Origin of the sequence: Thalassobacillus pellis, from assembly GCF_016908295.1 — a bacterium.
Taxonomy (GTDB): Bacteria; Bacillota; Bacilli; order Bacillales; family Halobacillaceae; genus Thalassobacillus; species Thalassobacillus pellis.
Map to the genome: position 1 here is coordinate 82,613 of NZ_JAFBDO010000002.1, position 26,457 is coordinate 109,069.

At 43.1% G+C, this 26,457-nt stretch carries 22 protein-coding genes; 17 read left to right on the forward strand and 5 right to left on the reverse strand.

From position 1 onward, the window contains the following. The first annotated feature begins 10 nt into the window (after positions 1 to 10). The 11 genes from buk to JOC33_RS06245 all read left to right on the forward strand — a co-directional run bounded on the left by buk (position 11) and on the right by JOC33_RS06245 (position 12,501). On the forward strand, positions 11 to 1,099 hold the full coding sequence (gene buk / locus JOC33_RS06195) for a butyrate kinase (protein ID WP_205091640.1): 1,089 nt from the start codon (positions 11 to 13) through the stop codon (positions 1,097 to 1,099). Positions 1,100 to 1,114: 15 nt separating this feature from the next. Then, positions 1,115 to 2,536 carry a dihydrolipoyl dehydrogenase gene (lpdA, locus tag JOC33_RS06200; protein WP_205091641.1) on the forward strand — a complete coding sequence of 474 codons (1,422 nt, stop codon included), beginning with the start codon at positions 1,115 to 1,117 and terminating at the stop codon, positions 2,534 to 2,536. 19 nt (positions 2,537 to 2,555) lie between these two features. Continuing rightward, the gene (locus tag JOC33_RS06205; protein WP_205091642.1) at positions 2,556 to 3,548 is read left to right on the forward strand and encodes a thiamine pyrophosphate-dependent dehydrogenase E1 component subunit alpha; all 993 of its coding nucleotides are present in this window, start codon (positions 2,556 to 2,558) and stop codon (positions 3,546 to 3,548) included. Positions 3,549 to 3,563: 15 nt separating this feature from the next. Beyond that, positions 3,564 to 4,547, forward strand: coding sequence for an alpha-ketoacid dehydrogenase subunit beta (locus JOC33_RS06210; RefSeq protein ID WP_205091643.1), 984 nt, complete (start codon positions 3,564 to 3,566; stop codon positions 4,545 to 4,547). 18 nt (positions 4,548 to 4,565) lie between these two features. Then, positions 4,566 to 5,858 carry a 2-oxo acid dehydrogenase subunit E2 gene (locus JOC33_RS06215; RefSeq protein ID WP_205091644.1) on the forward strand — a complete coding sequence of 431 codons (1,293 nt, stop codon included), beginning with the start codon at positions 4,566 to 4,568 and terminating at the stop codon, positions 5,856 to 5,858. A gap of 135 nt (positions 5,859 to 5,993) precedes the next feature. Further along, complete coding sequence (locus JOC33_RS06220) at positions 5,994 to 6,425, forward strand: BrxA/BrxB family bacilliredoxin (RefSeq protein WP_205091645.1); 432 nt, start codon at positions 5,994 to 5,996, stop codon at positions 6,423 to 6,425. A gap of 486 nt (positions 6,426 to 6,911) precedes the next feature. Continuing rightward, positions 6,912 to 7,781: a proline dehydrogenase family protein gene (locus JOC33_RS06225; RefSeq protein WP_205092442.1), complete on the forward strand. Its 870-nt coding sequence runs from the start codon at positions 6,912 to 6,914 to the stop codon at positions 7,779 to 7,781. 25 nt (positions 7,782 to 7,806) lie between these two features. Then, positions 7,807 to 9,354, forward strand: a complete 1,548-nt coding sequence (gene pruA / locus JOC33_RS06230; RefSeq protein WP_205091646.1) for an L-glutamate gamma-semialdehyde dehydrogenase — start codon at positions 7,807 to 7,809, stop codon at positions 9,352 to 9,354. A 258-nt stretch (positions 9,355 to 9,612) separates the two neighbouring features. Beyond that, positions 9,613 to 10,884 carry a PucR family transcriptional regulator gene (locus tag JOC33_RS06235; protein WP_205091647.1) on the forward strand — a complete coding sequence of 424 codons (1,272 nt, stop codon included), beginning with the start codon at positions 9,613 to 9,615 and terminating at the stop codon, positions 10,882 to 10,884. A gap of 105 nt (positions 10,885 to 10,989) precedes the next feature. Further along, positions 10,990 to 11,940 (forward strand): aromatic acid exporter family protein, encoded by a 951-nt coding sequence (locus JOC33_RS06240; RefSeq protein ID WP_205091648.1) that lies wholly within the window; start codon positions 10,990 to 10,992, stop codon positions 11,938 to 11,940. Between the two features lie 45 nt (positions 11,941 to 11,985). Then, positions 11,986 to 12,501, forward strand: coding sequence for a L,D-transpeptidase (locus JOC33_RS06245; RefSeq protein ID WP_205091649.1), 516 nt, complete (start codon positions 11,986 to 11,988; stop codon positions 12,499 to 12,501). A 70-nt stretch (positions 12,502 to 12,571) separates the two neighbouring features. Here JOC33_RS06245 and prli42 read toward each other — a convergent pair whose 3' ends face one another. Then, entirely contained in the window at positions 12,572 to 12,688 is a 117-nt protein-coding gene (gene prli42, locus JOC33_RS06250) for a stressosome-associated protein Prli42 (protein WP_239534049.1), read from the reverse strand. Between the two features lie 193 nt (positions 12,689 to 12,881). Here prli42 and JOC33_RS06255 point away from each other — a divergent pair, with 193 nt between their 5' ends. From JOC33_RS06255 to JOC33_RS06280, 6 genes are all read left to right on the forward strand, one after another. Beyond that, positions 12,882 to 14,540 (forward strand): methylmalonyl-CoA mutase family protein, encoded by a 1,659-nt coding sequence (locus tag JOC33_RS06255; protein ID WP_205091650.1) that lies wholly within the window; start codon positions 12,882 to 12,884, stop codon positions 14,538 to 14,540. A gap of 15 nt (positions 14,541 to 14,555) precedes the next feature. Then, the gene (mce, locus tag JOC33_RS06260; RefSeq protein ID WP_205091651.1) at positions 14,556 to 15,377 is read left to right on the forward strand and encodes a methylmalonyl-CoA epimerase; all 822 of its coding nucleotides are present in this window, start codon (positions 14,556 to 14,558) and stop codon (positions 15,375 to 15,377) included. 7 nt (positions 15,378 to 15,384) lie between these two features. Next, the gene (locus tag JOC33_RS06265; protein ID WP_205091652.1) at positions 15,385 to 16,932 is read left to right on the forward strand and encodes an acyl-CoA carboxylase subunit beta; all 1,548 of its coding nucleotides are present in this window, start codon (positions 15,385 to 15,387) and stop codon (positions 16,930 to 16,932) included. A gap of 92 nt (positions 16,933 to 17,024) precedes the next feature. Continuing rightward, entirely contained in the window at positions 17,025 to 18,152 is a 1,128-nt protein-coding gene (locus JOC33_RS06270) for a M20/M25/M40 family metallo-hydrolase (protein WP_205091653.1), read from the forward strand. Positions 18,153 to 18,815: 663 nt separating this feature from the next. Next, positions 18,816 to 20,066: a DNA polymerase IV gene (locus tag JOC33_RS06275; RefSeq protein WP_205091654.1), complete on the forward strand. Its 1,251-nt coding sequence runs from the start codon at positions 18,816 to 18,818 to the stop codon at positions 20,064 to 20,066. Between the two features lie 179 nt (positions 20,067 to 20,245). Continuing rightward, positions 20,246 to 22,282 (forward strand): catalase, encoded by a 2,037-nt coding sequence (locus JOC33_RS06280; RefSeq protein WP_205091655.1) that lies wholly within the window; start codon positions 20,246 to 20,248, stop codon positions 22,280 to 22,282. A 144-nt stretch (positions 22,283 to 22,426) separates the two neighbouring features. Here the strand turns inward: JOC33_RS06280 and JOC33_RS06285 are convergent, their stop codons facing one another. The 4 genes from JOC33_RS06285 to namA all read right to left on the reverse strand — a co-directional run bounded on the left by JOC33_RS06285 (position 22,427) and on the right by namA (position 26,439). Next, positions 22,427 to 22,879, reverse strand: coding sequence for a hypothetical protein (locus JOC33_RS06285; RefSeq protein WP_205091656.1), 453 nt, complete (start codon positions 22,877 to 22,879; stop codon positions 22,427 to 22,429). Between the two features lie 180 nt (positions 22,880 to 23,059). Then, positions 23,060 to 24,448 (reverse strand): aldehyde dehydrogenase family protein, encoded by a 1,389-nt coding sequence (locus tag JOC33_RS06290; protein ID WP_205092444.1) that lies wholly within the window; start codon positions 24,446 to 24,448, stop codon positions 23,060 to 23,062. Then, positions 24,445 to 25,371, reverse strand: coding sequence for a ribonuclease Z (gene rnz / locus JOC33_RS06295; protein WP_205091657.1), 927 nt, complete (start codon positions 25,369 to 25,371; stop codon positions 24,445 to 24,447). The genes JOC33_RS06290 and rnz overlap by 4 nt, the downstream gene beginning before the upstream one ends. Positions 25,372 to 25,422: 51 nt before the next feature. After that, positions 25,423 to 26,439, reverse strand: a complete 1,017-nt coding sequence (namA, locus tag JOC33_RS06300; protein ID WP_239534050.1) for an NADPH dehydrogenase NamA — start codon at positions 26,437 to 26,439, stop codon at positions 25,423 to 25,425. Positions 26,440 to 26,457 lie beyond the last annotated feature (18 nt).

Here is a 26,457-nt window from a genome sequence, read left to right on the forward strand (position 1 = left end):
GTTTAAGACAGTGCCCCAAACTAACAGAATACTTGTAATCAATCCAGGCTCAACATCTACGAAAATCGGAGTATTTGAAGATGAGGCTAATATCTTTGAAAAGACCATTCGCCATTCAAACGATGAATTGGCAGGTTTTAAAAGCGTCATCGAGCAATATGAGTTCCGTAAACAAGTTATACTCCATGAACTGGATGTCGAGGGTATCAATATCAATAAACTCAGTGCTGTTTGTGGCCGGGGAGGCCTGCTTCGTCCTATTGAAGGAGGTACCTACGAAGTCAATGAGGCCATGCTTGAAGATTTGAAAGCAGGATATAACGGCGAACATGCATCTAATCTTGGGGGGATCATCGCGCAGGAAATTGCTGGCGGTCTTAATATCCCAGCCTTTATAGTGGATCCGGTGGTCGTCGATGAACTTTCTGATATTGCAAGAATTTCAGGAGTTCCGGAAATTCCGAGAAAAAGCATCTTTCATGCATTGAATCAGAAAGCAGTAGCCCGCCGTGCAGCGAAAGATCTGAAAATAACCTACAAAGAATCACGGCTAATCGTCACTCATATGGGCGGAGGTATTACAGTAGGAGCTCATAAAGACGGGCGTGTTGTCGATGTCAATAATGGTCTTCACGGAGACGGACCCTTTTCACCAGAGAGGGCAGGAACCGTACCTGCCGGTGACCTGGTATCTCTATGTTTTTCCGGTCAATATTATCGGGAGGAAATCATGAAAAAATTGGTAGGACAAGGTGGATTAGTTGCTTATCTTTCCAGTAATGATGCTGTTGAGATTGAAAAACGTATAGAAAATGGCGACGAGAAAGCTGCACTGACTTATGAGGCGATGGCCTATCAGATAGCTAAAGAAATTGGTTCCATGAGCACTGTTCTGGAAGGAAGAGTCGATGCTGTAGTGCTTACTGGCGGACTTGCCTATGGGAAAGGGTTTGTCGAGCTTATTTCAGAACGGGTGAAATGGGTTGCAGATGTCTTGGTCTATCCTGGTGAGAATGAGCTGGAAGCCCTGAATGCAGGAACTTTAAGGGTCCTTCGACAAGAAGAATTACCGAAACAATACCCGAACTTTACGGAATAGAAAGGAGAGTCATTCATGGCTGAAGAATATGATTTAGTCGTACTCGGCGGTGGTACCGGGGGCTATGTAGCAGCGATTCGTGCTTCCCAGCTCGGACTGAAAGTTGCTGTCGTTGAGAGAGGTAAAATGGGCGGTACATGTCTGCATCGCGGCTGTATCCCTTCTAAAGCATTGCTTCGCAGTGCTGAAGTTTTTCGTCAGACGAAAGAAGCTGGAGATTACGGAATCAAAACACAAGAACCAGAAATCAATTTTGATCGCGTTCAGGAGCGTAAGCAATCGATTGTTGACACCTTACATAAGGGTGTAGAAGGATTGATGAAAAAAGGGAAAATTGAGGTTTATGAAGGTTTCGGACGTATACTAGGGCCTTCGATTTTTTCACCAATGCCTGGCACCATTTCTGTTGAAATGAATAATGGCGATGAAAATGAAATGCTGATTCCCAAAAATGTGCTGATTGCAACCGGATCCAAACCAAGAACTTTACCGGGACTAGAGGTAGACGGAGAAATGGTAATGACTTCCGATGAAGCTTTAGAAATGGAAGAGCTTCCAAATTCCATCATAATTGTCGGAGGAGGAGTCATTGGCATCGAGTGGGCTTCAATGCTTGCTGACTTTGGTGTTGAAGTGACTGTGCTTGAATATTTACCGAACATACTTCCTACTGAAGATCAGGAAGTTTCCAAGGAAATGAAACGCTTGCTTAATAAAAAAGGAATCAAGGTAGTGACTAGTGCTAAGGTTCTTCCTGAAACATTGAAGAAAGATGACAATGTGGAAATTCAGGCAGAAGTAAACGGGGAAACTGAAACCTACCAAGGGGACAAGCTGCTTGTTTCTGTAGGACGTTCAGCGAATGTTAACAACATCGGTCTCGAAAACACAGACATCCAGGTAGAAAATGGTTTTATCCAGACCAATCAGTATTATCAAACGAAGGAAAGTCACATTTACGCAATTGGTGATGTCATTGGAGGATTACAGCTTGCCCATGTTGCTTCCCATGAAGGCATGATTGCTGTTGAGCACATGGCGGACAAGAAACCACACGCTTTAAAAGCAGAACATGTTCCAACGTGTATATATTCCAATCCTGAAATCGCCAGTGTCGGATTAACCGAAGAACAAGCAAAAGAACAAGGTTATGAAGTCAAAACGGGTAAATTTTCGTTTAAAGCTATTGGTAAAGCGCTGGTGTTTGGAGAGACAGACGGATTTGTGAAAATTGTTGCAGATAAACAGACAGATGATTTGCTCGGTATTCATATGATCGGCCCACACGTGACCGATATGATATCAGAAGCCGGCCTTGCAAAAGTACTCGATGCCACGCCATGGGAAATCGCAGAAACAATCCATCCTCATCCGACATTGTCAGAAGCGATTGGGGAAGCAGCAATGGCAGTTGACGGAAAACAAATTCACGGATAAATGAGAAGGAGGGGTTTATATGGCTGAAAATCGCCATGAGCAACTTGGATTGACTGATGAACAAGTGTTGGAAATATATCGGGTAATGTTAACAGCCCGGAAGATTGACGAACGCATGTGGCTGTTGAACCGTGCAGGGAAAATCCCATTCGTCATTTCCTGTCAGGGTCAAGAGGCGGCGCAGGTAGGGGCTGCATTCGCCCTTGACCGTAACAAAGATTATGCTCTTCCCTATTACAGGGACATGGGTGTCGTACTTGCGTTTGGGATGACAATTAAAGAATTGATGTTGTCTGCTTTTGCAAAAGCAGAGGATCCTAACTCCGGCGGCCGTCAGATGCCCGGACATTTTGGACAAAAGAAAAACAGGATTGTCACTGGCTCATCTCCCGTTACGACACAGGTTCCCCATGCAGTAGGTATCGCCTTAGCCGGAAAGATGGAGAAAAAAGATTTTGTTTCTCTCGTTACGTTCGGGGAGGGTTCTTCCAATCAGGGAGATTTCCATGAAGGGGCAAACTTTGCCGGTGTGCATAAATTACCTGTTATTTTTATGGTGGAAAATAATAAATATGCCATCTCCATTCCTGTGTCCAGACAGGTTGCCTGTGAGAAAGTATCCGACCGTGCTCAAGGGTATGGTATGCCTGGTTACACCGTAGATGGAAATGACCCGCTTGCTGTTTATGAAGTGGTGAAAGATGCAGCCGAACGTGGCCGGAACGGGGAAGGCCCGACATTGATCGAGGCGGTATCCTACCGACTGACTGCCCACTCAAGTGATGACGATGACCGCACATACCGGGAAAAAGAAGAAGTGGATGAAGCCCGCAAAAAAGATTCCATCATTACATTCGGTAACTACCTTCGTGGTTTGGGAATTTTGACGGAGGAAGTGGAAAAAGAAATAAACGAAGAAATTACCGACCTGGTGAATGAAGCGACAGACTATGCTGAAAATGCGCCATACGCAGAACCTGAATCTGCATTGAAGCACGTCTATAAAGAGTAAGGAGGGGAAAGAACGATGCCAGTAATGTCTTATATACAAGCAGTTACACAAGCGCTCCGGGAAGAAATGCAGCGTGATGAAAAGGTTTTTATTTTAGGAGAAGACGTCGGTAAGCGTGGCGGCGTATTCCGTGCCACAGATGGCCTTTATGACGAATTTGGTGAGGACCGGGTGTTGGATACACCATTGGCTGAATCAGCAATTGCCGGGGTCGGCATTGGCGCTGCCATGTATGGAATGCGTCCTGTTGCAGAAATGCAATTTGCTGATTTTATTATGCCGGCGGTGAATCAGATCATTTCGGAAGCAGCTAAAATCCGTTATCGCTCGAATAATGATTGGGAATGTCCAATTACGATTCGGGCTCCATATGGAGGAGGGGTACACGGCGCATTGTATCACTCCCAGTCAGTGGAGGCTGTTTTCGCCAATCAGCCTGGTTTAAAAATCGTCATGCCCTCGACACCTTATGACGTAAAAGGACTATTGAAAGCAGCCATCCGTGACCCGGACCCTGTTCTCTTCTTTGAACACAAACGAGCTTACCGCCTGATCAAGGGTGAAGTTCCTGAAGATGATTATACCCTTCCGATTGGAAAGGCGGATACTAAGAGGGAAGGTTCTGATATTACCGTAATTACATACGGTTTATGCGTCAATTTTGCTCTTCAGGCAGCCGAAAAGCTAGCTGAAGAAGGTATTGATGCCCATATCCTCGATCTTCGCACTGTTTATCCATTGGATAAGGAAGCTATTGTTGAAGCTGCATCAAAAACAGGTAAAGTATTACTCGTTACAGAGGATAATAAAGAAGGCGGCATCATAAGTGAAGTGTCTGCCATTATAAGTGAAAATTGTCTGTTTGATTTGGATTCTCCTATCAAACGCCTGGCTGGTCCTGATGTACCTGCCATGCCTTATGCTCCGACGATGGAGAAATACTTTATGATGAATCCAGATAAAGTAGAAAAAGCCATGAGGGAGCTTGCTGAATTTTAATCCAAAGGAGGAGTCTCTGTGGGTGTAGAAAAAATCAACATGCCACAGCTTGGTGAAAGTGTCACGGAAGGAACAATCAGTACGTGGCTCGTCCAAGTTGGTGACAAAGTAAACAAATATGATCCGATAGCAGAAGTAATGACAGATAAAGTCAACGCCGAAGTCCCTTCTTCTTTTACAGGAGTGATCAAAGAACTGGTAGCACAAGAAGGAGACACTATCGAAGTAGGCGAATTGATGTGCTATATCGAAGTCGAAGGCGGAGGTTCTGTTAAAGAAGAACCTGAACAGGAAAAGACAGCCGATACACCAGCGCCTAAACCGGAATCAGAACCTGCCAACGAAGACAAGAAAAAACCGGCTGCCAACCAGGATACATCTAACAAAAAGAGGTATTCTCCGGCTGTCATGACACTGGCACAGGAAAATGATATTGATTTGACTCAGGTAGAAGGTTCAGGAAAAGGCGGAAGGATTACCCGTAAAGATATTGAAAAAGTTATCGCTGATGGCGGCACACCAGCCAAAACTGAACCACAGCAGACGGACGCTCCTCAAGCGGAAGAACAAGCTCCGAAAAGCCAACCGGCAGCTGCAGTGCAAACTCAGGCAGGAGATAAAGAAATTCCGGTGACTGGCGTTCGTAAAGCGATTGCGCAAAATATGGTCAAATCTAAAACTGAGATTCCACATGCCTGGATGATGGTAGAAGTAGATGTTACCGACCTTGTTGAATACCGCAATTCCCTTAAGGATAAATTTAAAGCGGAAGAAGGATACAGCCTTACTTTCTTTGCTTTTTTCGTAAAAGCAGTGGCACAGGCGTTAAAAGAATTCCCAGAGCTGAACAGTACATGGGCAGGGGACAAAATCATCCAGCGTAAAGCAATTAACCTGAATATTGCTGTCGCCAAGGAAGATCAATTGTTTGTACCTGTCATTCGGGATGCGGATGACAAAAGCATTAAAGGAATCGCAAAAGATATCACAGATCTTGCAATGAAGGCCCGGAATGGCAAGCTGACATCAGCTGACATGGAAGGCGGCACATTTACTGTCAACAACACTGGTTCGTTCGGTTCCGTGCAGTCTATGGGAGTAATCAATCACCCACAGGCGGCAATTCTCCAAGTGGAATCCATCGTGAAGAAGCCGGTTATTAAAGATGGCATGTTTGCAGCACGTGATATGGTCAACTTATGCCTTTCTCTGGATCACCGTGTGCTTGATGGACTGGTAGCAGGTAATTTCTTGGCGAGAGTAAAAGAGATTTTAGAAAAAGTCTCCAAAGAAAATACTCCTATCTACTGATTAAAAAAGCCAAGACTTCCGTAGAGTCTCTATGACATTTACGGGAGTCTTTATTAGTTCCATTTGTTTGAATGACTGTTGGAATACTGATAAGATTAAAAAAGAAATCACTCTATTGATAAAGGGGTTATACGAATGGATTTCAATATTTACATGAATGATATCGTCACTCAGGCCCGTGACGAAATTACAAAAGCTGGCTATCAGGAGTTAACGAATCCAGAAGAAGTAGATGAGGCGTTGAAACAAAAGGGAACTACTTTGGTCATGATCAATTCTGTGTGTGGATGTGCCGGTGGAGTCGCCCGTCCAGCAGCAGCCAACTCTATCCATTACGATAAGCGTCCAGATCATCTAGTCACTGTATTTGCAGGACAGGATAAAGAAGCTACAGAACGCGCCCGCCAATTTTTTGTGGGTTATCCGCCTTCTTCTCCTTCCTTTGCCCTGTTAAAAGATGGGGAGATTGTCACCATGGTAGAAAGGCATGATATTGAAGGCTTTGAACCGATGGAAGTCATCGGGAAATTACAAAACATTTTCGAAGAACACTGTGAAGAGATTTAATGGAGTATATGATATTTACCGGGAAGCAATTGCTGCTTCCCGTTTTTTTATAAGATTAAAAAATGATCGTTGTGGATAGATATCTACGGGGACAGCCAGCTTCAGCGCATGCACCTTCGAGGTCTTATATCAATCTATTCGATGGCATGGCTTGGCTTAAGCTTGTCTGTGGTGAACAAGGCGTTTGCGCTTTAGTTTTCTAGTATCATTGTATCTCCTAAGGAAATGGAAAATAGCCCGTGCCCAATCTGAAAAGTACATAGGAGGCTGGCCTTTTGTGTTTCTGCCACAAAAGGGTGGGGGGATGTTTGTACTTCTGCCACGTTGTAATGATCGGGGGATAGTCGTTATAATTTTCTTAACAGTAAAAATTCCATTATTGGAATGACTGGTGAGCCGCTGCCAAAATGATGTAGTGACTGAAGGGATGTGGTGACATTCGAAGCCATAAGCAAGAATTTTTTCCTTTACTTATCAAACAACAAGATGCTGGATCATTTGGCAAAGAAATGGGGACCGAAGTTCGGCGCCGATAAAATTGTAGGTGGCGTGACATTTGAACAGGCAGTGCCTTTAATCGAAGGTTTGAATCGTCAGGGACTTCAGGTGACAGTAGACCATCTTGGCGAATTCGTACATTCAGAATCGGAAGCAAGAAAGCGCTGTCAAGAGTGTCTAGGAACCATTCGAACAATTTATGAAAACGGTTTAGGTTCCGAGCTATCATTGAAACTTACCTCACTGGGTCTCGATATAAGCGAGGAACTGGTAGCAGAAAATATGCAGCGGATCATGGAAGAAGCACAAAAGTATAATGTGGTCGTAACGATTGATATGGAAGACTCCTCCCGATGCGGGAGGACGCTTGAAATTTATAAGCGCCTCAAAAAAGATTATCCGAATCTTGGTACAGTCATTCAGTCGTACTTGTATCGGTCAGATGAAGATTTGGATGACCTTAACGAATATGATCCCTATTTAAGGCTTGTAAAAGGGGCGTACAAGGAATCAGGGAAAGTGGCATTTATTGAAAAGGAAAAAGTGGATGCAAATTTAAAGCATTTGATCAAGAAAAATTTGCTGAATGGCCATTATACTGCAATTGCAAGTCATGATGACGCCATCATTGATTTCACGAAGAAACTCACTGAAGAGCATGGCATAGGGAAAGAGAAGTTTGAGTTCCAGATGCTTTACGGAATGAGGAATCAAACCCAGCTGGACCTTGTAAAACAAGGATATACCGTCCGTGTTTACCTGCCTTATGGCGATGACTGGTATGGGTATTTTATGAGAAGGTTAGCAGAACGCCCGGCGAATATTGCTTTCGCCATCAAGGGCATTTTTAGTAAATAATATCGTAGAGAAAGGGGATTTTTACATGGTAACTGCATACAAACACGAACCATTCACAGACTTTACAATCGAGGAAAACAAAAAGGCTTTTGAGGACGCTTTGAAACAAGTGAAAGAAGAACTGGGCAAAACTTACGATTTAGTAGTAGACGGTGAGCGAATTCGTACCGATGAAAAAATCGTTTCAACTAATCCCGCTAACACGAAACAAGTGGTCGGAAATGTTTCAAAGGCGAATCAGGAAATTGCGGAGAAAGCTGTACAGGCCGCTGACAAAGCATTCAAAAGCTGGAAAAAATGGGATGCAAGTGCACGTGCTGAAATTCTGTTCCGTGCTGCAAATATCGTGAGACGCCGTAAGCACGAGTTTTCTGCTTATCTTGTGTACGAAGTAGGTAAACCTTGGAAAGAAGCAGATGCTGATACTGCTGAAGCCATTGACTTTCTCGAATACTACGGTCGCCAGATGCTTGAACTTAAAGATGGAAAGCCGGTAGAAAGCCGTCCTGGAGAACAGAACCGTTACGTTTACACTCCGACTGGTGTTTCCGTTGTCATTCCTCCATGGAACCTGGCATTTGCAATCATGGCCGGTACTACCATCGCGCCGATTGTAACTGGAAGCACTGTGGTAATGAAGCCGGCAAGTAACAGCCCGGTTATCGCAGCCAAATTTGTTGAAGTACTCGAGGAAGCTGGACTTCCAAAAGGTGTCTTGAATTTTGTACCAGGAAGCGGCGGAGAAGTTGGGGACTACCTTGTCGATCATCCGAAGACAGCGTTGATTTCCTTTACTGGTTCCCGTGAAGTGGGGACAAGAATTTATAAGCGTGCAGCGGAAGTACAGGCAGGACAGCAGCACTTAAAACAAGTGATTGCGGAAATGGGCGGTAAAGATACGGTTGTTGTTGATAAAGAAGCAGATCTTGAGACTGCAACAGAAGCTATCGTCGTCTCTGCCTTTGGTTTCTCTGGGCAAAAATGCTCCTCTGGTTCAAGAGCTGTAGTCCATGAAGATGTTTATGATGAAGTATTGGAACGTGTGAAAAAACGTACAGAGGAACTTACAGTAGGTAATGCTGCCGAATCCAACGTTTACATGGGGCCAGTAGTGGATCAAGGTGCCTATGACAAAGTGATGAGCTATATTGAAATCGGTAAAGAAGAAGGTCGCCTTGTAACCGGTGGTAAAGGCGATGATTCTAAAGGTTATTTCATCGACCCTACAATATTCGCTGATCTTGCACCAGATTCCAGGATGCAACAAGAAGAAATTTTCGGTCCTGTTGTATGCTTCACGAAAGCGAAGGACTTTGATGATGCCCTGGATATTGCTAATAACACAGAATATGGTTTGACAGGTGCAGTTATTTCCAACAACCGCGCCCATTTGGACAAAGCTAAAACAGATTTCCATGTCGGTAACCTATATTTCAATCGTAACTGTACAGGTGCTATTGTCGGTTACCAGCCATTTGGCGGATTCAATATGTCTGGAACAGACTCCAAAGCAGGTGGACCTGACTATCTCACTCTTCACATGCAAGCGAAGACCATTTCTGAGAAATATTAATATCGTTCAAGCAGCAGCATCTCTTTACAGAGGTGCTGCTTTTTTATACTTTAAAAGAGTTTAACTTTGTGAAAGGATAAAATTATATGTAAACTGGAGGCTTTTGCCAAAAGGCCTTGGCAAAGCTATTGTAATGGTATAATTGCTTCTCCTTTTGCTTTTAGAGTGAAATCTATATAATAGGGCATAACATAAGGAGTTGGTTTCAGGTCGAAAACTCACATCTTTTGTTAAGTTACTTGGGAGGGGGAGGGGCACATGAATGTTGAAGAATTAATATGGCAGACGGATGATATCCATAAGGCGACAGAGCTGATCAGTTCGAAGCTGAATAAGCCGGTTATAATTGAAAATAAAAATTTCGAACTGGTATCTTACAGTTCCTCATTCAATGACTTTGATCAGACACAACAAAAAACGATTCTATCGAAAAAGTGCCCAATTTTTATAATTGACCGCTTGAAAAAAGAGGGTATCGTTCAAAGGCTTGAAAAGCAGCCAACCCCAATACGTGTAGAACCTATGGAAGAGCTTGGATTTTATCAGCGCGTAGTTGTACCGGCGAAGCATCTTGGTCATACAATGGGATATCTTTGGGTACAGGAATCCGATCATTTACTTGAGAATTCGGAGTTTGAATTTCTCGTTGATGTTGCCCCGCATCTAGGTAAATTGATCTATGATACGTATGCCCGGATCAATGCCAGGGAAGGAAGACGCGAAGAGCTTTTGTGGAAAGTGTTACATCATGAATATGGCAGTGAAAGTCAATTTCGTCATGATGCAACACTTGCTAAATTAAAACTCCCGGAACGTTATTCGATTTTAGTTTTTTCCGTGACGGCTCCGCAGTATAAATATCAGTTGGATTACCTGGAGAGAGCGGTAGAAAAGTTTCCTTTGAGGGATAAATTACAATTTTTGAAGACAGAATACCAGATGGTGCTTATTGTCCATGGGTATGCAGAACAGGAGTTTTCCTCCAGGAATATCGCCCGTTCGTTTATCGAAGAGCTCAAGGAGGGAATCTCCGAGGAAGCCTTTTATCACTTTTTGATTGGGATCGGGAAGGAATATCGGGAGTTGATCCATATGCGGAAAAGCTTCCTGGAAGCATTGGAAGTTATTGAAACAGCCAACTTCGTTTCTCCACGACCTGAGACGATGCCCCGGGAATTCGCAAAGTTAGGTGTATTCCGTTATTTGGCGACACTTTATGAAAAAAATAGTTCCGAAGATTTTTTCAGTGAAGATTTACTGCGTCTGATGAAAAAAGACATGGAAAGCCAGACGGATCTTTTGTGGACGCTTGAGGTCTATTTGGCAAGCAACGGTAAAGGAAAGCAGGCCGCCAATGATCTGTTTATCCATCCGAATACACTCAACTATCGGCTGAAACAGATTCAGGAACTGACGAATATCGATTTTAATGATTTCAATATGAAAAGTTATCTTTATACGGAACTGTTATTACTAAATAATGTCCCAGCATACAGGCAGCGGTATAAAGATGCTGTGGAGCATCGGTAGCTTAATCATGATGGAGCGAATCAGCATACACTTTTCAAGCTGTGGTGGAAATGTTATCCTTTTCGGGTACTTGAGGATTTCATTAAGGGCAAGGAGCGTTTTTTAGTGAAAATTGGTTACCGTACGATAAAAACAGCTATCGGAACACCCTTTGCCATCTGGGTTGCACAGATACTCCAACTGAATAACTTCGCCTCAGCGGGAATTCTGACGATATTATGCATACAGGTGACTCGCAAACGTTCGTTCCTGTCAGCATGGCATAGAGTAGCAGCCTGCTTGTTGGCTATGGTTTTTTCTTATGCATTCTTTGAGCTGTTCGGTTACAATCCGATTGCGATTGGTTTGATGCTTTTCTTCTTCATACCGGCTACTGTAGCATTTCGGATTACTCCAGGGATCGTTACCAGCTCGGTCATTATCCTGCATTTATATGGGTCGAAGAATATTGAACTGTCTACATTGATCAATGAGTTACTATTAATCATCGTTGGTATCGGTACAGCACTTTTACTTAACTTGTATATGCCGAGTCTTGAACGAAGGCTTTATCAATATCAGGACAAGATTGAAGAGAATTTTTCCATTATACTTAGTGAACTCGCCACTTATTTGCGGGACGGTCATAATGACTGGCCGGGAACCGAATTGACAGAAACCGCCCAGCTCTTAGAGGAAGCCAAATCCCTCGCCTTTCAGGATGTAGAAAATCATCTTCTTCGCTCTCATAGTCAGCATTATCATTATTTCAATATGAGAATGAAACAATTTGAATTATTAGAAAGGATGCTGCCGCTGGTCAGCCGCGTATCAGGTTCTTATATACATGCGTCCCGGATATCAGCTTTCTTTGAGGGTTTGTCACAAGCCGTTCATCCTGGAAATACAGCTGTCCTTTATTTAAAACAAATTCAGGAAATGAAAAAGGAGTTTCGTAAAGCTGATTTACCAGAAACAAGAGAGGAGTTCGAATCCAGAGCGAATCTATTCAACCTTTTGAATGAAATAGAACAATATCTGATTATCAAACGTTCCTTTAAAAAAAGTGACGTATAAGTTTAGTGGTCAGGCGGGAAACATAAGGGAAAAGGAGTTCGGGCGATGAAAATTCTTGTCTTCACTATGTTGACTGCATTCCTCCTGCCCTACAGTCCTGAAGTATCAGAGCCTTTTATCATTGTCAATAAATCGATCAATCAACTGGCATTGTTTGATGACGGAAAGCTTGAAGAAGTCTACCCGGTCGCAAGTGGGGCAACCGAAGAATTGACCCCTACAGGGCTGTTTACCATAACGGTAAAAGCAAAAGATCCTTATTACCGGAAAAAAGACATACCTGGCGGGAACGCGAATAATCCACTCGGTACCAGGTGGGTTGGTTTTGATGCAGAGGGTACGGATGGAAGGATATTTGGTGTCCATGGGACCAATCAGCCTGATTCTGTTGGCAAGTATGTATCAAATGGCTGTATTCGCATGTATAATAAACAGGTGGAATCTCTGTATGAGCGTGTGCCGACTGGAAGCAAAATCCTGGTAGTAGATACCGGGAAAAGCTTTAAAGATCTTTATGAAAATTATCTCCAAGAACAGGTGCAAAATAAATTTAATTACTAATTAAAAGGAGGGGCTGTCCCAATTAGTCTGTTACAGACTCATGGGACAGCCCCTTTCTTTCATGTCTTTTTTATAAAAACATTCCCGCACCAACGAGCAGGCTGGATAATACCATGGATAGGATCATCAAATAAATGATTATTTTCATACGTCGTTCACGCTTTGATTTTTTACGTGCTTTTGCCAAGGCTATAAACCTCCTTTTCGCATATATCCCTACTTGTATTTTACATGTAAATGAAAGATTGGACAAGTAGACGTAAATGCTTAAAAATAGAATTAAGTCTATTCTCCCAAGGTTAACTTATCGGGTTTTTGCTGAAAAAGCCAGCAAAAATTGATAAGCTAGTAACAGAGGGTTTTTTGGAGGAGGTTTTGTGGTGAAAAAGAAATCAGAATTTCAACAACAAAGGGAAAAGTGGGAAAAAGACGTCGAAAAAACGCTTGCACGATTTCCTGAAAGAAAAGAGTCTTTTGTGACGAGTTCCGACATACCAATCGAACGTTTATACAATCCTGAGGAAATTACATTCGATTACGATAAAAAACTGGGCTTCCCGGGCCAGTATCCATATACCAGAGGCATACAGCCGACAATGTACAGAAGCAGGTATTGGACAATGAGGCAGTATGCCGGCTTTGGTTCAGCAGAGGAAACGAATAAACGGTTCCGCTATTTGCTGGAACAGGGACAGACAGGACTTTCGGTCGCTTTTGATCTTCCGACACAAATAGGGTATGATTCCGATGATCCGATGTCGGAAGGGGAAGTCGGAAAAGTGGGAGTCGCCATTGACTCTCTTAAGGATATGGAGCAGTTGTTCGACCAGATTCCATTGGATCAGGTCAGTACCTCTATGACAATTAATGCACCAGCTTCCATTTTACTTTGTATGTACATAGCTGTTGGAGAAAAACAAGGTGTACCGATGGAGAGGCTGACTGGCACCATTCAAAATGATATTTTGAAAGAATATATTGCCCGGGGGACTTACATTTATCCACCAAAACAATCAATGCGCCTAATTACAGACATTTTCGGTTATTGTCAGGAAAATGTCCCTAAATTCAACACAATCAGTATATCAGGTTATCACATTCGGGAAGCTGGTTCTACAGCTGTACAGGAAGCAGCCTTCACGATTGCGAATGGGATGGCGTATGTTGATGCAGCTATAGATTCAGGGCTGGAAGTAGATCAATTTGCACCTAGGCTGGCATTCTTCTTTAATGCCCACAACCAGTTTTTTGAGGAAGTCGCTAAATTCCGTGCCGCACGCAGGATTTGGGCACGAATAATGAAGGAGCATTATAAAGCGGAAAATCCAAAAAGCTGGAAGCTGCGCTTTCACACTCAGACTGGCGGCTCTACATTGACCGCTCAGCAGCCCGATAATAATATTGTTCGCGTCACTTTGCAAGCGCTTGCAGCTGTTATGGGCGGAACGCAGAGTCTTCATACTAATTCGAGAGATGAAGCATTGGCATTGCCTACGGAAGATTCTGCAAGAATTGCCCTGCGTACCCAGCAGATCATTGCAAATGAAAGCGGTGTGGCTGATACCGTTGATCCTCTTGGCGGATCCTATTATGTTGAAGCCCTTACGGATAAAATGGAAGAAGAAATAGAAGCCTATCTGGAAAGGATAGGCAACCTTGGCGGGGCTGTGCAAGCTGTAGAAGACGGCTTCATGCAGCGCGAGATCCACCAATCAGCCTATGATGCACAAAAGCGGATTGAATCCCAGGAGGATGTCGTTGTTGGTATGAATGCTTTCCAAGTGGAGGAAGAAATAAATCCTGATCTATTAAGAGTAGACGAAGAATTGGAAGCAAGACAAGTTTCACAAACAAAAGAAGTAAGAAATACACGGGATAATCAGCGGGTCGAAGTATGTCTTACCGATTTGCGCGAAGCCGCCAAAACAGAAGACAAGAACCTTATGCCATATATCCTGGACGCAGTTAAAGCATATGCAACCGTTGGAGAAATTGCAAATATACTTCGGGATGAGTTCGGTGAATATGTGGGAACGTAAAAGGGGGAACGTGGGATGAGAAAACAAATTAGAGCACTGATAGCAAAGCCGGGGCTTGATGGTCATGATCGGGGAGCGCTTATCATAGCCCAGGCCTTACGCGATCATGGCATGGAGGTCATCTATACAGGCTTACGTCAGTCACCTGCACAGATTGCGCAGGCGGCAATCCAGGAAGATGTTGATGTAGTAGGGTTATCTTCTTTATCAGGGGCGCATAAATCTTTATTCCCAAAAGTAGTACAGGCACTACGGGACAAAGGTGCATCAGATATACCTGTAATCGGCGGCGGTGTCATCCCCGCTGAAGACATCCCATATTTGGAGGAGCATGGTGTCACCAAAATTTTCACAAGCGGAACACCAACTGAAGCTATCGCAAAATATATCCAGAAATTGATCGATCCTGAAATGGAAGTCATGCCCCCGCCGCAGAAAATTGCGCATATAGGTATAGCTGTAAAAAGCATTGATGCTTCCCTGCCTTTTTATAAAGACACACTTGGCCTGGAACTGGAGGGGGTTGAGGAAGTTGACTCTGAACATGTCAGAGTGGCATTTATAAGACTTGGAGAAACAATGATTGAGTTGTTGGAACCCTTGAACAGCGAATCGGCTATTCATCAATTTATGGAAAAACGCGGGGAAGGCATCCATCATATCGCCCTCGAGGTTGATAACATAGAAGCAAGGCTTGCCCAATTTAAACAAGAAGGAATAGCCTTAATCCACGATTCACCGAAACAGGGAGCCCAAGACAGCCAGATTGCTTTCCTGCATCCGAAAGCGGCAAACGGAGTCCTGTTCGAGTTATGCCAGCATAACCATAAGGAGTGATAACAGCATGGATATATACGATAAAATAAGTGAGTTATATGATAAACGCAGAAAAACCGAACTCGGTGGCGGAGATGAGCGGATCGACAAGCAGCACCAAAAGGGCAAAATGACAGCCAGGGAACGAATAGATTATTTGTTGGACGATGGGACTTTCATCGAATTAAATCCATTCATCGAGCATCGTGGGGATGATTTCGGAATGAATGGACAATCAGCACCAGGAGAAGGGGTAGTTACCGGATTCGGTAAAATAGATGGCAGAGATGTCTATCTCTTTGCCCAGGATTTTACAGTCTTTGGTGGCGCTCTTGGTGAAATGCATGGGAAGAAAATCGCAGCGGTAATGGACTTGGCTGCCAAGAATGGTACCCCGTTTATCGGGCTGAATGATTCAGGCGGAGCCAGGATTCAGGAAGGTGTCTCCTCCCTTGATGGATATGGTCACGTATTTTACCGTAACTCCATTTATTCCGGAGTGATTCCACAAATATCCGTAATTATGGGGCCATGCGCGGGCGGAGCCGTATATTCGCCAGCCATCACCGATTTCGTTATCATGGTGGAAGAAACTTCCCAAATGTTCATTACCGGCCCTAAAGTGATTGAGACTGTTACCGGTGAGAATATATCCTCTGAGGATTTAGGAGGCGCTTACGTACATAATACGAAAAGCGGAAATGCCCATTTAAAAACAAAGGACGAAGAAACTGCACTTGACTCTGTTAAGGAGCTGATCAGTTACCTGCCGTCAAACAACGAAGAGAAGGCTCCTGTAAAGAATACGGATGTTTCAGATCATTACCGTCCAGACATCACCGACAAAATACCATTTGATCCCGTTCGCCCATATGATGTCCGCGTCATTATCGACGAAGTGGTGGATAAAGATTCGTTTTTTGAAATTCATAAAGATTTTGCAAAAAACATTGTTGTCGGTTTTGCCAGGCTGAACGGGAAAACCATCGGACTTGTGTGCAACCAGCCAAAATATATGGCCGGCGGCCTGGACATCGATTCAAGCGATAAGGCATCCAGGTTTATACGATTTTGTGATGCTTTCAATATCCCGATTATTACATTCGAAGATGTGACTGGTTTCTTTCCAGGAATCAAACAGGAGCACGGGGGGATCATCCGTCACGGAGCGAAAATTCTGTATGCTTATTCGGAAGCGACCGTACCAAAGCTGACTGTTATTACGAGAAAAGCATATGGCGGGGCCTATGTTGCCCTTAATAGTAAATCAATAGGAGCAGATCTTGTCTACGCTTGGCCAAATGCCGAAATTGCTGTCATGGGTCCGGAAGGTGCAGCGAACATCATTTTTGCCAAAGAAATTAAGGAAAGTGACAATCCGGAGGAAACACGGCAAAATAAAATTAATGAATACCGGGAAAGGTTTGCTAATCCTTACGTTGCTGCCGGGCTCGGTATGGTTGATGATGTCATCGATCCACGGGAAACTCGATCCACCCTGATCAATGCGCTTGATATGCTAAAAAACAAACGGGAAGAACGTCCGAAGAAAAAACATGGGAACATCCCGCTATAACAATTAAATAACAATTCCCTGTCATTGACAGGGAATTACCATTCCGCTAACGTACTTAATGAATTTATTTTTACATATGAGGAGGAGCTGACATGCTCAAAATCAATAAACAGCGTTTACTGGATGAATTTCTTGAACTGGTCCAGATAGATTCAGAAACAAAAGATGAAGCAAAGATTGCAGAAGTGTTGAAACAAAAATTCTCTGAACTTGGACTGGAAGTTCTTGAGGATGAAGCAAAATCAAATACAGATCATGATGCCAACAACCTGGTCTGTAACCTGAAAGGAAACAAGGATGGTGGCGACACGATCTATTTCACCTCCCATATGGACACTGTTGTTCCGGGCAATGGGATCAAGCCTTCTATAAGAGATGGTTATATAGTTACTGACGGAACTACTATTCTCGGTGCAGATGATAAAGCTGGTCTTGCTGCAATGCTTGAGTCCATCCGTGTTTTAAAAGAGAATGATGCTGAACACGGAGATATCCAATTCGTCATAACAGTCGGGGAGGAAAGCGGACTTGTAGGTGCGAAATCTCTCGATGAATCATTATTAAAAGCAGACTATGGCTATGCGATCGACAGTGACGGACAAGTAGGAAACATCATTATTGCAGCTCCAACACAAACGAAAATCAATGCAGTTGTAAAGGGAAAAACTGCTCATGCAGGAGTAGCTCCTGAAAAAGGAATATCAGCCATCACTCTTGCTGCCAAAGCGGTTGCAAGGATGCCGCTGGGTCGAATCGATGATGAAACGACCGCGAATATTGGACGTTTTGAAGGTGGAAGACAGACAAACATTGTCTGCGATCATGTGGAAATACTGGCGGAAGCCCGTTCCCTTGTACCAGAGAAAATGGAAGTACAGGTAGAAAAAATGAAGCGTGCCTTTGAGGAAACTGCAGAAGAAATGGGTGGCGAAGTGGACTTGGAGGTAGAAGTCATGTACCCCGGTTTCAAGCATGGAGCAGGAGATAAGGTAGTCGAAATTGCCCGTGCAGCTGCAAGGAATATCGGACGTGAGAGTGAGTTGTTGACAAGCGGTGGTGGCAGTGATGCCAACATTATTGCCGGTTACGGCATTCCTACCGTCAACCTTGCTGTAGGATATGAAGAAATTCATACAACAAAGGAACGTATGCCAGTCGGGGAACTAGAGAAAGTAGCAGAATTGGTCACGGCCATCGTCTTAGAAGCAGCCAAAGCTTAATGTTTACCCCGCTGACATAGAAGATATCAACAACAATAAAAAAATATGCTTTACTCAAAAACGCGTGTGCCTTTACTAGTTTAGACTTATAGGGCAGCCGCGTTTTTTCTCTCAGAAACATAAGTTTTTTTACAGGGTTACTGTAAAACGAAAGGTTTAGAATATATATGATTTAAAAAATGGTCTGTATAGAATTTTATGAACTATACCCTGAATAATGGATGGTGACAGATAACTCTTCGGAGCGGTCTTCCTTCACATGGTTCTTTCAAAAAAATCACTTTTTATTATATAGGCAACTGTTGTGATCTACCTGGTCACATAGTTGAAGCATGGTAGATTCTTGGGTTGAGCGAGAGGCGATGATCCCTGCGGGAATAGCGCGAGACGAAGGTCCACTGGGTCAAGTGATCTTATTGACCAAGAAGGCTTGAGTATGTACCCGCGGCAAGCAGTTCGTTAGAATCCACAACAAACTATTAGAGCTCCTTCAGGTTAAAAAAGGACTTTTTTCAGGGGCTTTTTTTCTACAGCGAAGCTTTTTGAGGTATTGACTATTTTTAAAACCATCACATTCAAGAGAAGATGGGTAAATGCGAGTTTATCTTAAAATGGATGTCATGATATAATAAAGGAACAACCGTTCGTAAAGGAAGGATTCCCATGAGCAAATGGTACCCAAAAAACGGCCGTGTCATATTCCATGTCGATATGAATAGCTTCTATGCCTCAGTGGAGATGGCCTTTGATCCAACACTAAAAGGTAAACCACTGGCCATTGCCGGCAATCCAGAAGAGCGTAAAGGAATTGTCGTGACAAGCAGCTATGAAGCAAGGAAACACGGTGTGAAAACAACGATGCCTTTATGGGAAGCAAAAAAACATTGCCCGGAGCTTATAGTTATGCGGCCAAATTTTGACCGTTACCGAACTGCATCCAGGGAAATGTTTAAAATCCTGGCTGATGTGACAGATGTGATCCAGCCCGTATCTATTGATGAAGGATACATGGACATTACCAGCTGTGGACACTTAGGTTCCCCTCTGGATATAGCAGCTAATATACAACACAGGATAGCGGAAGAACTTGATCTTCCCTGCAGTATTGGAATAGCTCCGAACAAATTTCTCGCAAAAATGGCATCCGACATGAAAAAACCGATGGGGATCACTGTCCTTAGAAAGAGGGATTTACCTGAAAAATTATGGCCGCTTCCGATAGAAGAAATGTACGGAGTCGGTGAAAAAACTGCCCAAAAACTGAGGAGATATGGCATAACAACAATAGAAGGTCTGGCTAAGCATGACGTGTTAGAGCTGAAGCGAGTGCTTGGGGTTAATGGAGAACGGCTGCAAAACAGGGCCAATGGAATTGACAATCGCCCTGTTGACCCAGATGCGGTAAATGAATTCAAGAGTATCGGATCATCCACAACTTTATCAGAAGATACAACCGATGATTTGGAGGTCCGGCAGGTACTTCGCAAGCTGTCCAACAAGGTGGCAGCACGTATGGAAAGAAAAAAAGTTTCCGCAAAAAATGTTCAGCTGATGATCCGCTATCATGATTGGAAGACCATAACGAGAAGCAGACAGCTCTCCGATTACATTGCTGAAGCTGATGATCTCTTTCGAACAAGTCTACGCCTGTTTGATGAGCATTGGAACCAGGAGCCGATCAGATTGCTGGGAGTGACAGCCCATGACCTTGCAGAGCAAAAGGAAATCACTCAGCAGTTAGATTTGTTCAGTTATCAGCAATATGCTGAAAAGGAAAATCTCTATAAAGTCATCGACGATCTAAGTGAACGTTATGGTAAGAATCCTTTCCAGATTGTCTCCAGCTATCGTGATGATTCCACAAGAATCAGTACTTCGTTTCAAAAAGATTTTCTTGATGATTATAAAAAATAATATATTTATAAATAGGGCTGGCTGATTTAATCACTATAGTAATGAACCATGGTGAAACCTATTCATTCGGGGTATTTATTGACGCAATGTTCCATTCTTTGACAAAGTTTGTTTATAACAATTTTAAACAGGGTAACTAGGTAATTGTAAGAGATTACATATTATCTAGGAGGAGAGCAATGAGCAAAAATCATAAACGTAAAGATGAGCAGCTCGAGCAATTTCGAACAGATGATTCTAATAAAAAAATGACTACCAATCAAGGCACAAAAGTATCAGAAGATGAGTTTTCCTTAAAAGCCGGCGAGCGTGGCCCTACGTTGATGGAAGACTTTCATTTCCGTGAGAAAATGACACATTTTGACCATGAGCGGATACCGGAGCGGATTGTACATGCCCGAGGTTTTGCAGCGCATGGGGAATTCGAAGTATATGATTCCATGAAAGAGTATACGAAAGCAGGTTTCCTTCAGGATCCATCGAAAAAGACACCGGTGTTTGTTCGCTTTTCAACTGTTGCCGGAAACCGGGGTTCATCAGAGACAGTGCGTGATGCGCGAGGATTTGCCACTAAATTTTACACGCAGGAAGGGAATTTTGATCTTGTAGGCAATAATATACCTGTTTTCTTTATTCAGGACGCTCTCAAGTTTCCTGACCTTGTCCACGCTTTGAAGCCCGAACCGCATAATGAAATGCCACAGGCAGCGTCAGCACATGACACATTTTGGGATTTCATTGCCAACAATCAGGAATCCGCTCATATGGTCATGTGGGCCATGTCAGACCGTGCCATTCCACGCAGTTTTCGGATGATGGAAGGGTTCGGGGTGCATACATTCCGATTTGTTAATGATAAAGGGGAAGCTCATTTCATTAAGTTCCATTGGAAACCAGTATTAGGAACGCACTCTATCGTATGGGATGAAGCACAAAAAATTTCAGGTAAGGATGCAGATTTCCATCGAGGAGATTTGTATGATGCAATCGAGAATGGCGATTATCCAGAATACGAATTGGGTGTGCAGATCATTAAAGAAGAAGATGAATTCAAATTTGATTTTGATATACTCGATCCAACGAAGCTTTGGCCGGAAGAAGAAGTTCCGGTGAAGTTAATTGGTAAAATGACCTTAAACAGAAATGTGGACAACGTATTCGCTGAAACCGAGCAGGCAGCTTTCCATCCCGGTCATGTAGTACCTGGGATTGATTTTTCCAATGACCCATTGCTTCAAGGGCGGCTATTCTCGTATACCGATACACAATTAAGCAGGCTTGGGGGACCGAACTTCCACGAGATTCCAATTAATCGACCGGTTTGCCCTTTCCATAATAATCAGCGTGATGGCATGCATCGTATGACTATAAACAAAGGGCAAGTGAGTTATCACAAAAATTCGCTTGCTGACAATACTCCGACACCGGCCACGGAGGAAGAAGGCGGTTATACCCATTATCAAGAGAAAGTGGAAGGTTATAAAATCCGGGCTCGCAGCGACAGTTTCAAAGATCATTTTTCCCAGGCAACACTATTCTGGAATAGCATGAGTAACCCTGAAAAAGACCATATTATTCAGGCGTTCAGTTTTGAACTTGGTAAAGTCGGAAGTAAATCTGTACAGCAGCAGGTAGTGGATATGTTCGCCAATGTTAGTCTGGACTTGGCAGAACCTGTGGCAAAAGCGATTGGAGCAGATGTACCTGAACAGGGAGGTTCCAACGTAACGAAATCATCTCCCGCTTTAAGCCAGGAAAATACAGTCAAGACACCTCATACCAGAAAGCTTGCGGTTCTGCTTGCGGAAGGTTTTGATGGGGAGGAAGTGACGAATGTCCTGGAAGCTTTGAAAGCGGCAGGAATCCAGCCGGAAATCGTCAGTGACACACTCGGGCTCAAAACAGCAGATGATGGAGTGGAAGTGGAAGCAGACCACACTTTCTTGACGGGAGAATCTGTACTGTTCGATGGACTCTATGTGGTCGGAGGTAGCGGTACTGACAATAAGTTTACGAACGATGCCATGTATTTCATTAAGGAAGCATACTCCCATTTCAAACCGATTGGAGCTACACATGACGGTATCCAGTTAATTGAGAAGGCAGCAATTAACGATAGTCCTGGAGTGATTACTGGGCGCGAAATGAAACCATTTGTGAAAGAGTTTGTGGAAGCGGTCGCCATGCATCGACACTGGAATCGAAAAATTGTATAACTGATAGATCAAAAGGGCTGTTCCCATGGGGCAGCCCTATTTGACACTTTAAGAAAGTTTAACTTTTTTAAAGGATTAAAGTATAAGTAAAACTAAGGCTTTCGCCATAAGGACTTGGCGACAAGTCTTAGTTTTTATAATGGTTTATTTTAAGATAATCTTATACCGCCATAACAAATTTACATATATGGAGGCAGCAATGAACCCACTTAAATAGATAAAAAACGTATAAAAGATGTTCCAATTATTATAATATTGGATCTTTCCAACAGTAAGCCCGAGAAACTCAATGAAAGTAGTGGTTATGGCAAATGACAAAATTAATATTCCACTCTTAATACTTTTCTTGACTTTGATGTAGCTGAATGCAACGGCCATCAAAGGAAAATAACCAATGTTATATGGCATCATTGACAAAGAAGGGTTTTCGTGTTTTGGCATGACCTGCCAAAATAAATCTGCTCCCCAGTCGTTAGCGAGAAAAGCGATAGAGATACCGACAGGGTAGATTAGAATGACTAACTCAGGGTACTTTTTAAAAAACATGAACAATATAATCAACGGTATGATGGTTCCGCATAGGATGTTGATGACCATGTTCTCAATCCCTTTTTATCGTTAGTATGTACGAAAGTTCCCAAAAGATTTATTCATGGTCAAAAAAGTAAAAATTTATTCAGATTTTAAATTGTAAATAATTTACAAATGGACGGGTCACTAAAAAACGGGCTGGTTTTTAATTTTTTGTGAAGTAAAAATGGTTCCGGATCATTTCCGTTACTTCATAATTTTTTTAATGAGTTTAAGTCCCAGTTTTGAACCCGGATAACGAAATCCGTAATCGAACTTTGTTGTTTGTTTAGTCATGCTTTTGGCATGACTGAAGGTATCAAAGCTTGCTTTACCATGGTAGGAACCAATTCCGCTCATGCCAACCCCGCCAAAAGGAAGGTTGGGATTGGCTATATGTAACAGTGTATCGTTGATACAGCCGCCGCCAAACGAAAGGGTTTCAGTGACCAATCTCTGTTCGTGTTCTTTTTCGCCGAAATAATATAAGGCTAAAGGTTTTTCCTGGTCACGAATGTTGTCAATCGCTTCATTCAAATCTATATACGTTAATACAGGAAGTATTGGTCCGAAAATCTCTTCTTTCATCACTTCATCTTGCCAACCAATGTTATCAAGTAGAGTAGGCTCCATTTTAAGGTTTTCTCGATCCGTATTACCGCCAGTTATCAAGGTGCCATTATTCAGATAGTTTGAAAGCCTGTCAAAGTGCTGTTTATTTACAATTTTTGTGAAATGATTATTTTCGAGTGGCTGTCTTCCATAGAAAATCTTGATATATTTTTTGATTTTAGCCAACAGCTTTGTTTTTACATCGCGGTGAACATACAGATAATCAGGAGCTATACATGTTTGCCCTGCATTCATGAATTTTCCCCAAACAATCCTTTTTGCAGCAAGATCCAGCTTCGCGTCTTTATGGATAATGGCAGGACTTTTTCCGCCGAGCTCAAGCGTGACAGGGGTCAAATGCCTGCTTGCTTTTTCCATTACACTTTTTCCGACCTGGACGCTTCCGGTGAAGAAAATATAGTCGAAATGCTGATCGAGTAACTCTTCACTTGTTTCTTTTCCTCCTTCAATGACCTTAAATAAAGCAGGATCAAAGGTATTTGCTATCATTTTGTTCAACAGTGCTGAAACGTTAGGTGTTAATTCCGAGGGTTTAAGAACGACCGTATTTCCTGCTGAAATAGCTCCTATCACAGGAGCAAGGGCGAGGTTTATTGGATAGTTCCACGGAGAAATGACGAGAGCTGTCCCGTAAGGTTCTTTTATGATATAACTTTTTGAGCCTTTATGGGATAGGGGGTTTTTAACTTTTGCAGGTTCCATCCATTCTTTCAGCCTATTTCTATGCAAGTCAATTTCACCATACAGAAATCCTATTTCAGTAGCATAAGCTTCATACTCAGATTTATTTAAATCGCGGTGCAGAGCGTCCAGGATATCCGATTCGTAATCTTTCAGCATTTTTGTTAACAGGTTAAGCTGTTTGATCCTGAATTTGTAATCTCTCGTAAGTCCTTCCTGGAAATAGGCTTTTGCATAGCAACTGTTCCATTGATGTCTGTCATATCCTGCACCCTCCTTTATTTATTTGCCGGGACGGGATGACTGTAAAAATCACGGGCAATTACCGTGTCTGGAAAAATTTCTCGTGCCTCGTCAAGAAGTATATTACTTTCTGCCCCTTGATAACGTGAAGAAATATGCGTCAAGATCAATTGTTTCACGTTAGAAAGTTTTGCAAGCGTTGCTGCTTGCCTGGTAGTAGAATGATAGTAATCATGGGCAAGGTGTTCGTCATTCCCGGCAAAGGTAGCTTCATGGACTAGAATATCTGCTCCATTGATAAAGTGACGAAGACTTTCTTTGTAACGGGTGTCCCCCATGATGGCGATTTTTCGACCGGATTTCGGTTGGCCGATATAATCCTTTCGGTAAATGATTGTTCCATCGTCCAGTTGAGTGGTCTCGTTTTCTTTTATCTTCTGATAGACAGGACCAGGATTAATTCCGTCCGCTCTGAGTTTGTCCGCCAAAAGCTTTCCTTGTTGTTCTTTTTCTTCGATGATATAACCGAAGCTTTCAAGGCCATGTTCGATTGGCACGGCGGTCACGTGGATAGAGTCATCTTCATATATAATCCCTTCTGATATTTCTTTGACAGCTAGGGAATAAGTAAGCCTTGTTCCGCTGACACGAAGGGCTGTTTCAATATACTCTCTCAAACCTTTCGGACCATAAACGGTGCAAGGTGTTTCTCCTGCCTGGAAAGAGCGGCTGCTCAATAAACCCGGAAGACCGTAAATGTGATCTCCATGCAGGTGTGAAATGAAAATTTTTTCAATTCGGCGTGGCCGGATATTGGTTTTGAGTATTTGGTGTTGGGTGGATTCCCCGCAATCAAAAAGCCAGGTGGACTGGCGTTCCTCCAGCATTTGCAAGGCAAGTGCTGCTACATTACGTTCTTTTGATGGCACCCCGGAACCTGTACCTAGAAAGAGTAATTCCATTACAATCCCTCCTATTACTTTGCGGTTGGACCAGCATATAGAGTGGAGCAGTCAATTCCAGGCGCGTTCGTATTGTTTTGGACCCTGTAACAGGACTCCCAGTTCATTTGCTGCCTGCTTCGGCCAATATGGATTCCGCAGTAATGCCCGTCCAATGAAGATTAAATCTGCACGATCATTTTTTAATATTTCTTCTGCCTGAATACCAGTTGTAATCAAACCTACAGCTCCTGTGGCTATGCTGCATTGCTTCTTGATTCTTTCTGCATAGGTGACCTGATAGCCAGGGTAAGGGTTGATAGATGCAGGAACTACTCCTCCAGAGCTGACATCTATTAAATCTACACCCTGTCTTTTCATTTCTTCGGTAAAATAATAGAAGTCTTCCATTTGATTGCCTTCTCGATTATACTCGTCAGCGGAAATCCTTACGAATAGCGGTTTATTCCAGACTTTGGTGACTGCTTCTATCACTTCCTTAAGAAATCGATAGCGATTTTCCCTGCTGCCGCCATAAATGTCACTTCTCCTGTTGGTTAGAGGGGATAGAAACTGATTGATCAGATAGCCATGAGCAGCGTGCAATTCTATAATATCAAAACCGGCTTGTCTGGAACGTCGTGCTGCGTCAGCAAAAGCTTCCACTGCCTTATCAATATCGTGTTTTTCCATTGCGATCGGTGTTTTGTATTTCTCATTAAAAGGGATGGCACTAGGTGCGAAGATGTCTTCTTTTACTGTAGCTTTTCGACCAGCATGTGCAATCTGGATTGCCGATGCAGCACCATGTCGATGGATTCCCTCATTCGTTTTTTTTAATCCTTCGATATGATCATCTGCGTATATGCCGAGATCATCGTGCGAAATCCGGCCTTCAGGAAGGACCGCTGCAGCCTCTGTCATAACCAATCCCACTTGGCCAGCAGCCCTGCTTTCATAATGGGTCAGATGAAAAGGCATAATCCTTCCATCCTGATTAACCGAAGAATACATGCACATCGGTGACATAACTATCCGGTTTTTCAGAGTCAAATCTTTAATGGTATATGGGGAAAATAGTTTGCTCATAATATGACGCCTCCTGTG

Excerpts from the sequence above, each read along its gene's own strand:
- lpdA (WP_205091641.1), top strand. The coding sequence starts at position 1,115 with ATGGCTGAAGAATATGATTTAGTCGTACTCGGCGGTGGTACCGGGGGC.
- JOC33_RS06205 (WP_205091642.1), top strand. The coding sequence starts at position 2,556 with ATGGCTGAAAATCGCCATGAGCAACTTGGATTGACTGATGAACAAGTG.
- JOC33_RS06210 (WP_205091643.1), top strand. The coding sequence starts at position 3,564 with ATGCCAGTAATGTCTTATATACAAGCAGTTACACAAGCGCTCCGGGAA.
- JOC33_RS06220 (WP_205091645.1), top strand. The coding sequence starts at position 5,994 with ATGGATTTCAATATTTACATGAATGATATCGTCACTCAGGCCCGTGAC.
- JOC33_RS06225 (WP_205092442.1), top strand. The coding sequence starts at position 6,912 with ATGCTGGATCATTTGGCAAAGAAATGGGGACCGAAGTTCGGCGCCGAT.
- pruA (WP_205091646.1), top strand. The coding sequence starts at position 7,807 with ATGGTAACTGCATACAAACACGAACCATTCACAGACTTTACAATCGAG.
- JOC33_RS06235 (WP_205091647.1), top strand. The coding sequence starts at position 9,613 with ATGAATGTTGAAGAATTAATATGGCAGACGGATGATATCCATAAGGCG.
- JOC33_RS06245 (WP_205091649.1), top strand. The coding sequence starts at position 11,986 with ATGAAAATTCTTGTCTTCACTATGTTGACTGCATTCCTCCTGCCCTAC.
- mce (WP_205091651.1), top strand. The coding sequence starts at position 14,556 with ATGAGAAAACAAATTAGAGCACTGATAGCAAAGCCGGGGCTTGATGGT.
- JOC33_RS06265 (WP_205091652.1), top strand. The coding sequence starts at position 15,385 with ATGGATATATACGATAAAATAAGTGAGTTATATGATAAACGCAGAAAA.
- JOC33_RS06270 (WP_205091653.1), top strand. The coding sequence starts at position 17,025 with ATGCTCAAAATCAATAAACAGCGTTTACTGGATGAATTTCTTGAACTG.
- JOC33_RS06275 (WP_205091654.1), top strand. The coding sequence starts at position 18,816 with ATGAGCAAATGGTACCCAAAAAACGGCCGTGTCATATTCCATGTCGAT.
- JOC33_RS06280 (WP_205091655.1), top strand. The coding sequence starts at position 20,246 with ATGAGCAAAAATCATAAACGTAAAGATGAGCAGCTCGAGCAATTTCGA.
- JOC33_RS06285 (WP_205091656.1), bottom strand. The coding sequence starts at position 22,879 with ATGGTCATCAACATCCTATGCGGAACCATCATACCGTTGATTATATTG.
- rnz (WP_205091657.1), bottom strand. The coding sequence starts at position 25,371 with ATGGAATTACTCTTTCTAGGTACAGGTTCCGGGGTGCCATCAAAAGAA.
- namA (WP_239534050.1), bottom strand. The coding sequence starts at position 26,439 with ATGAGCAAACTATTTTCCCCATATACCATTAAAGATTTGACTCTGAAA.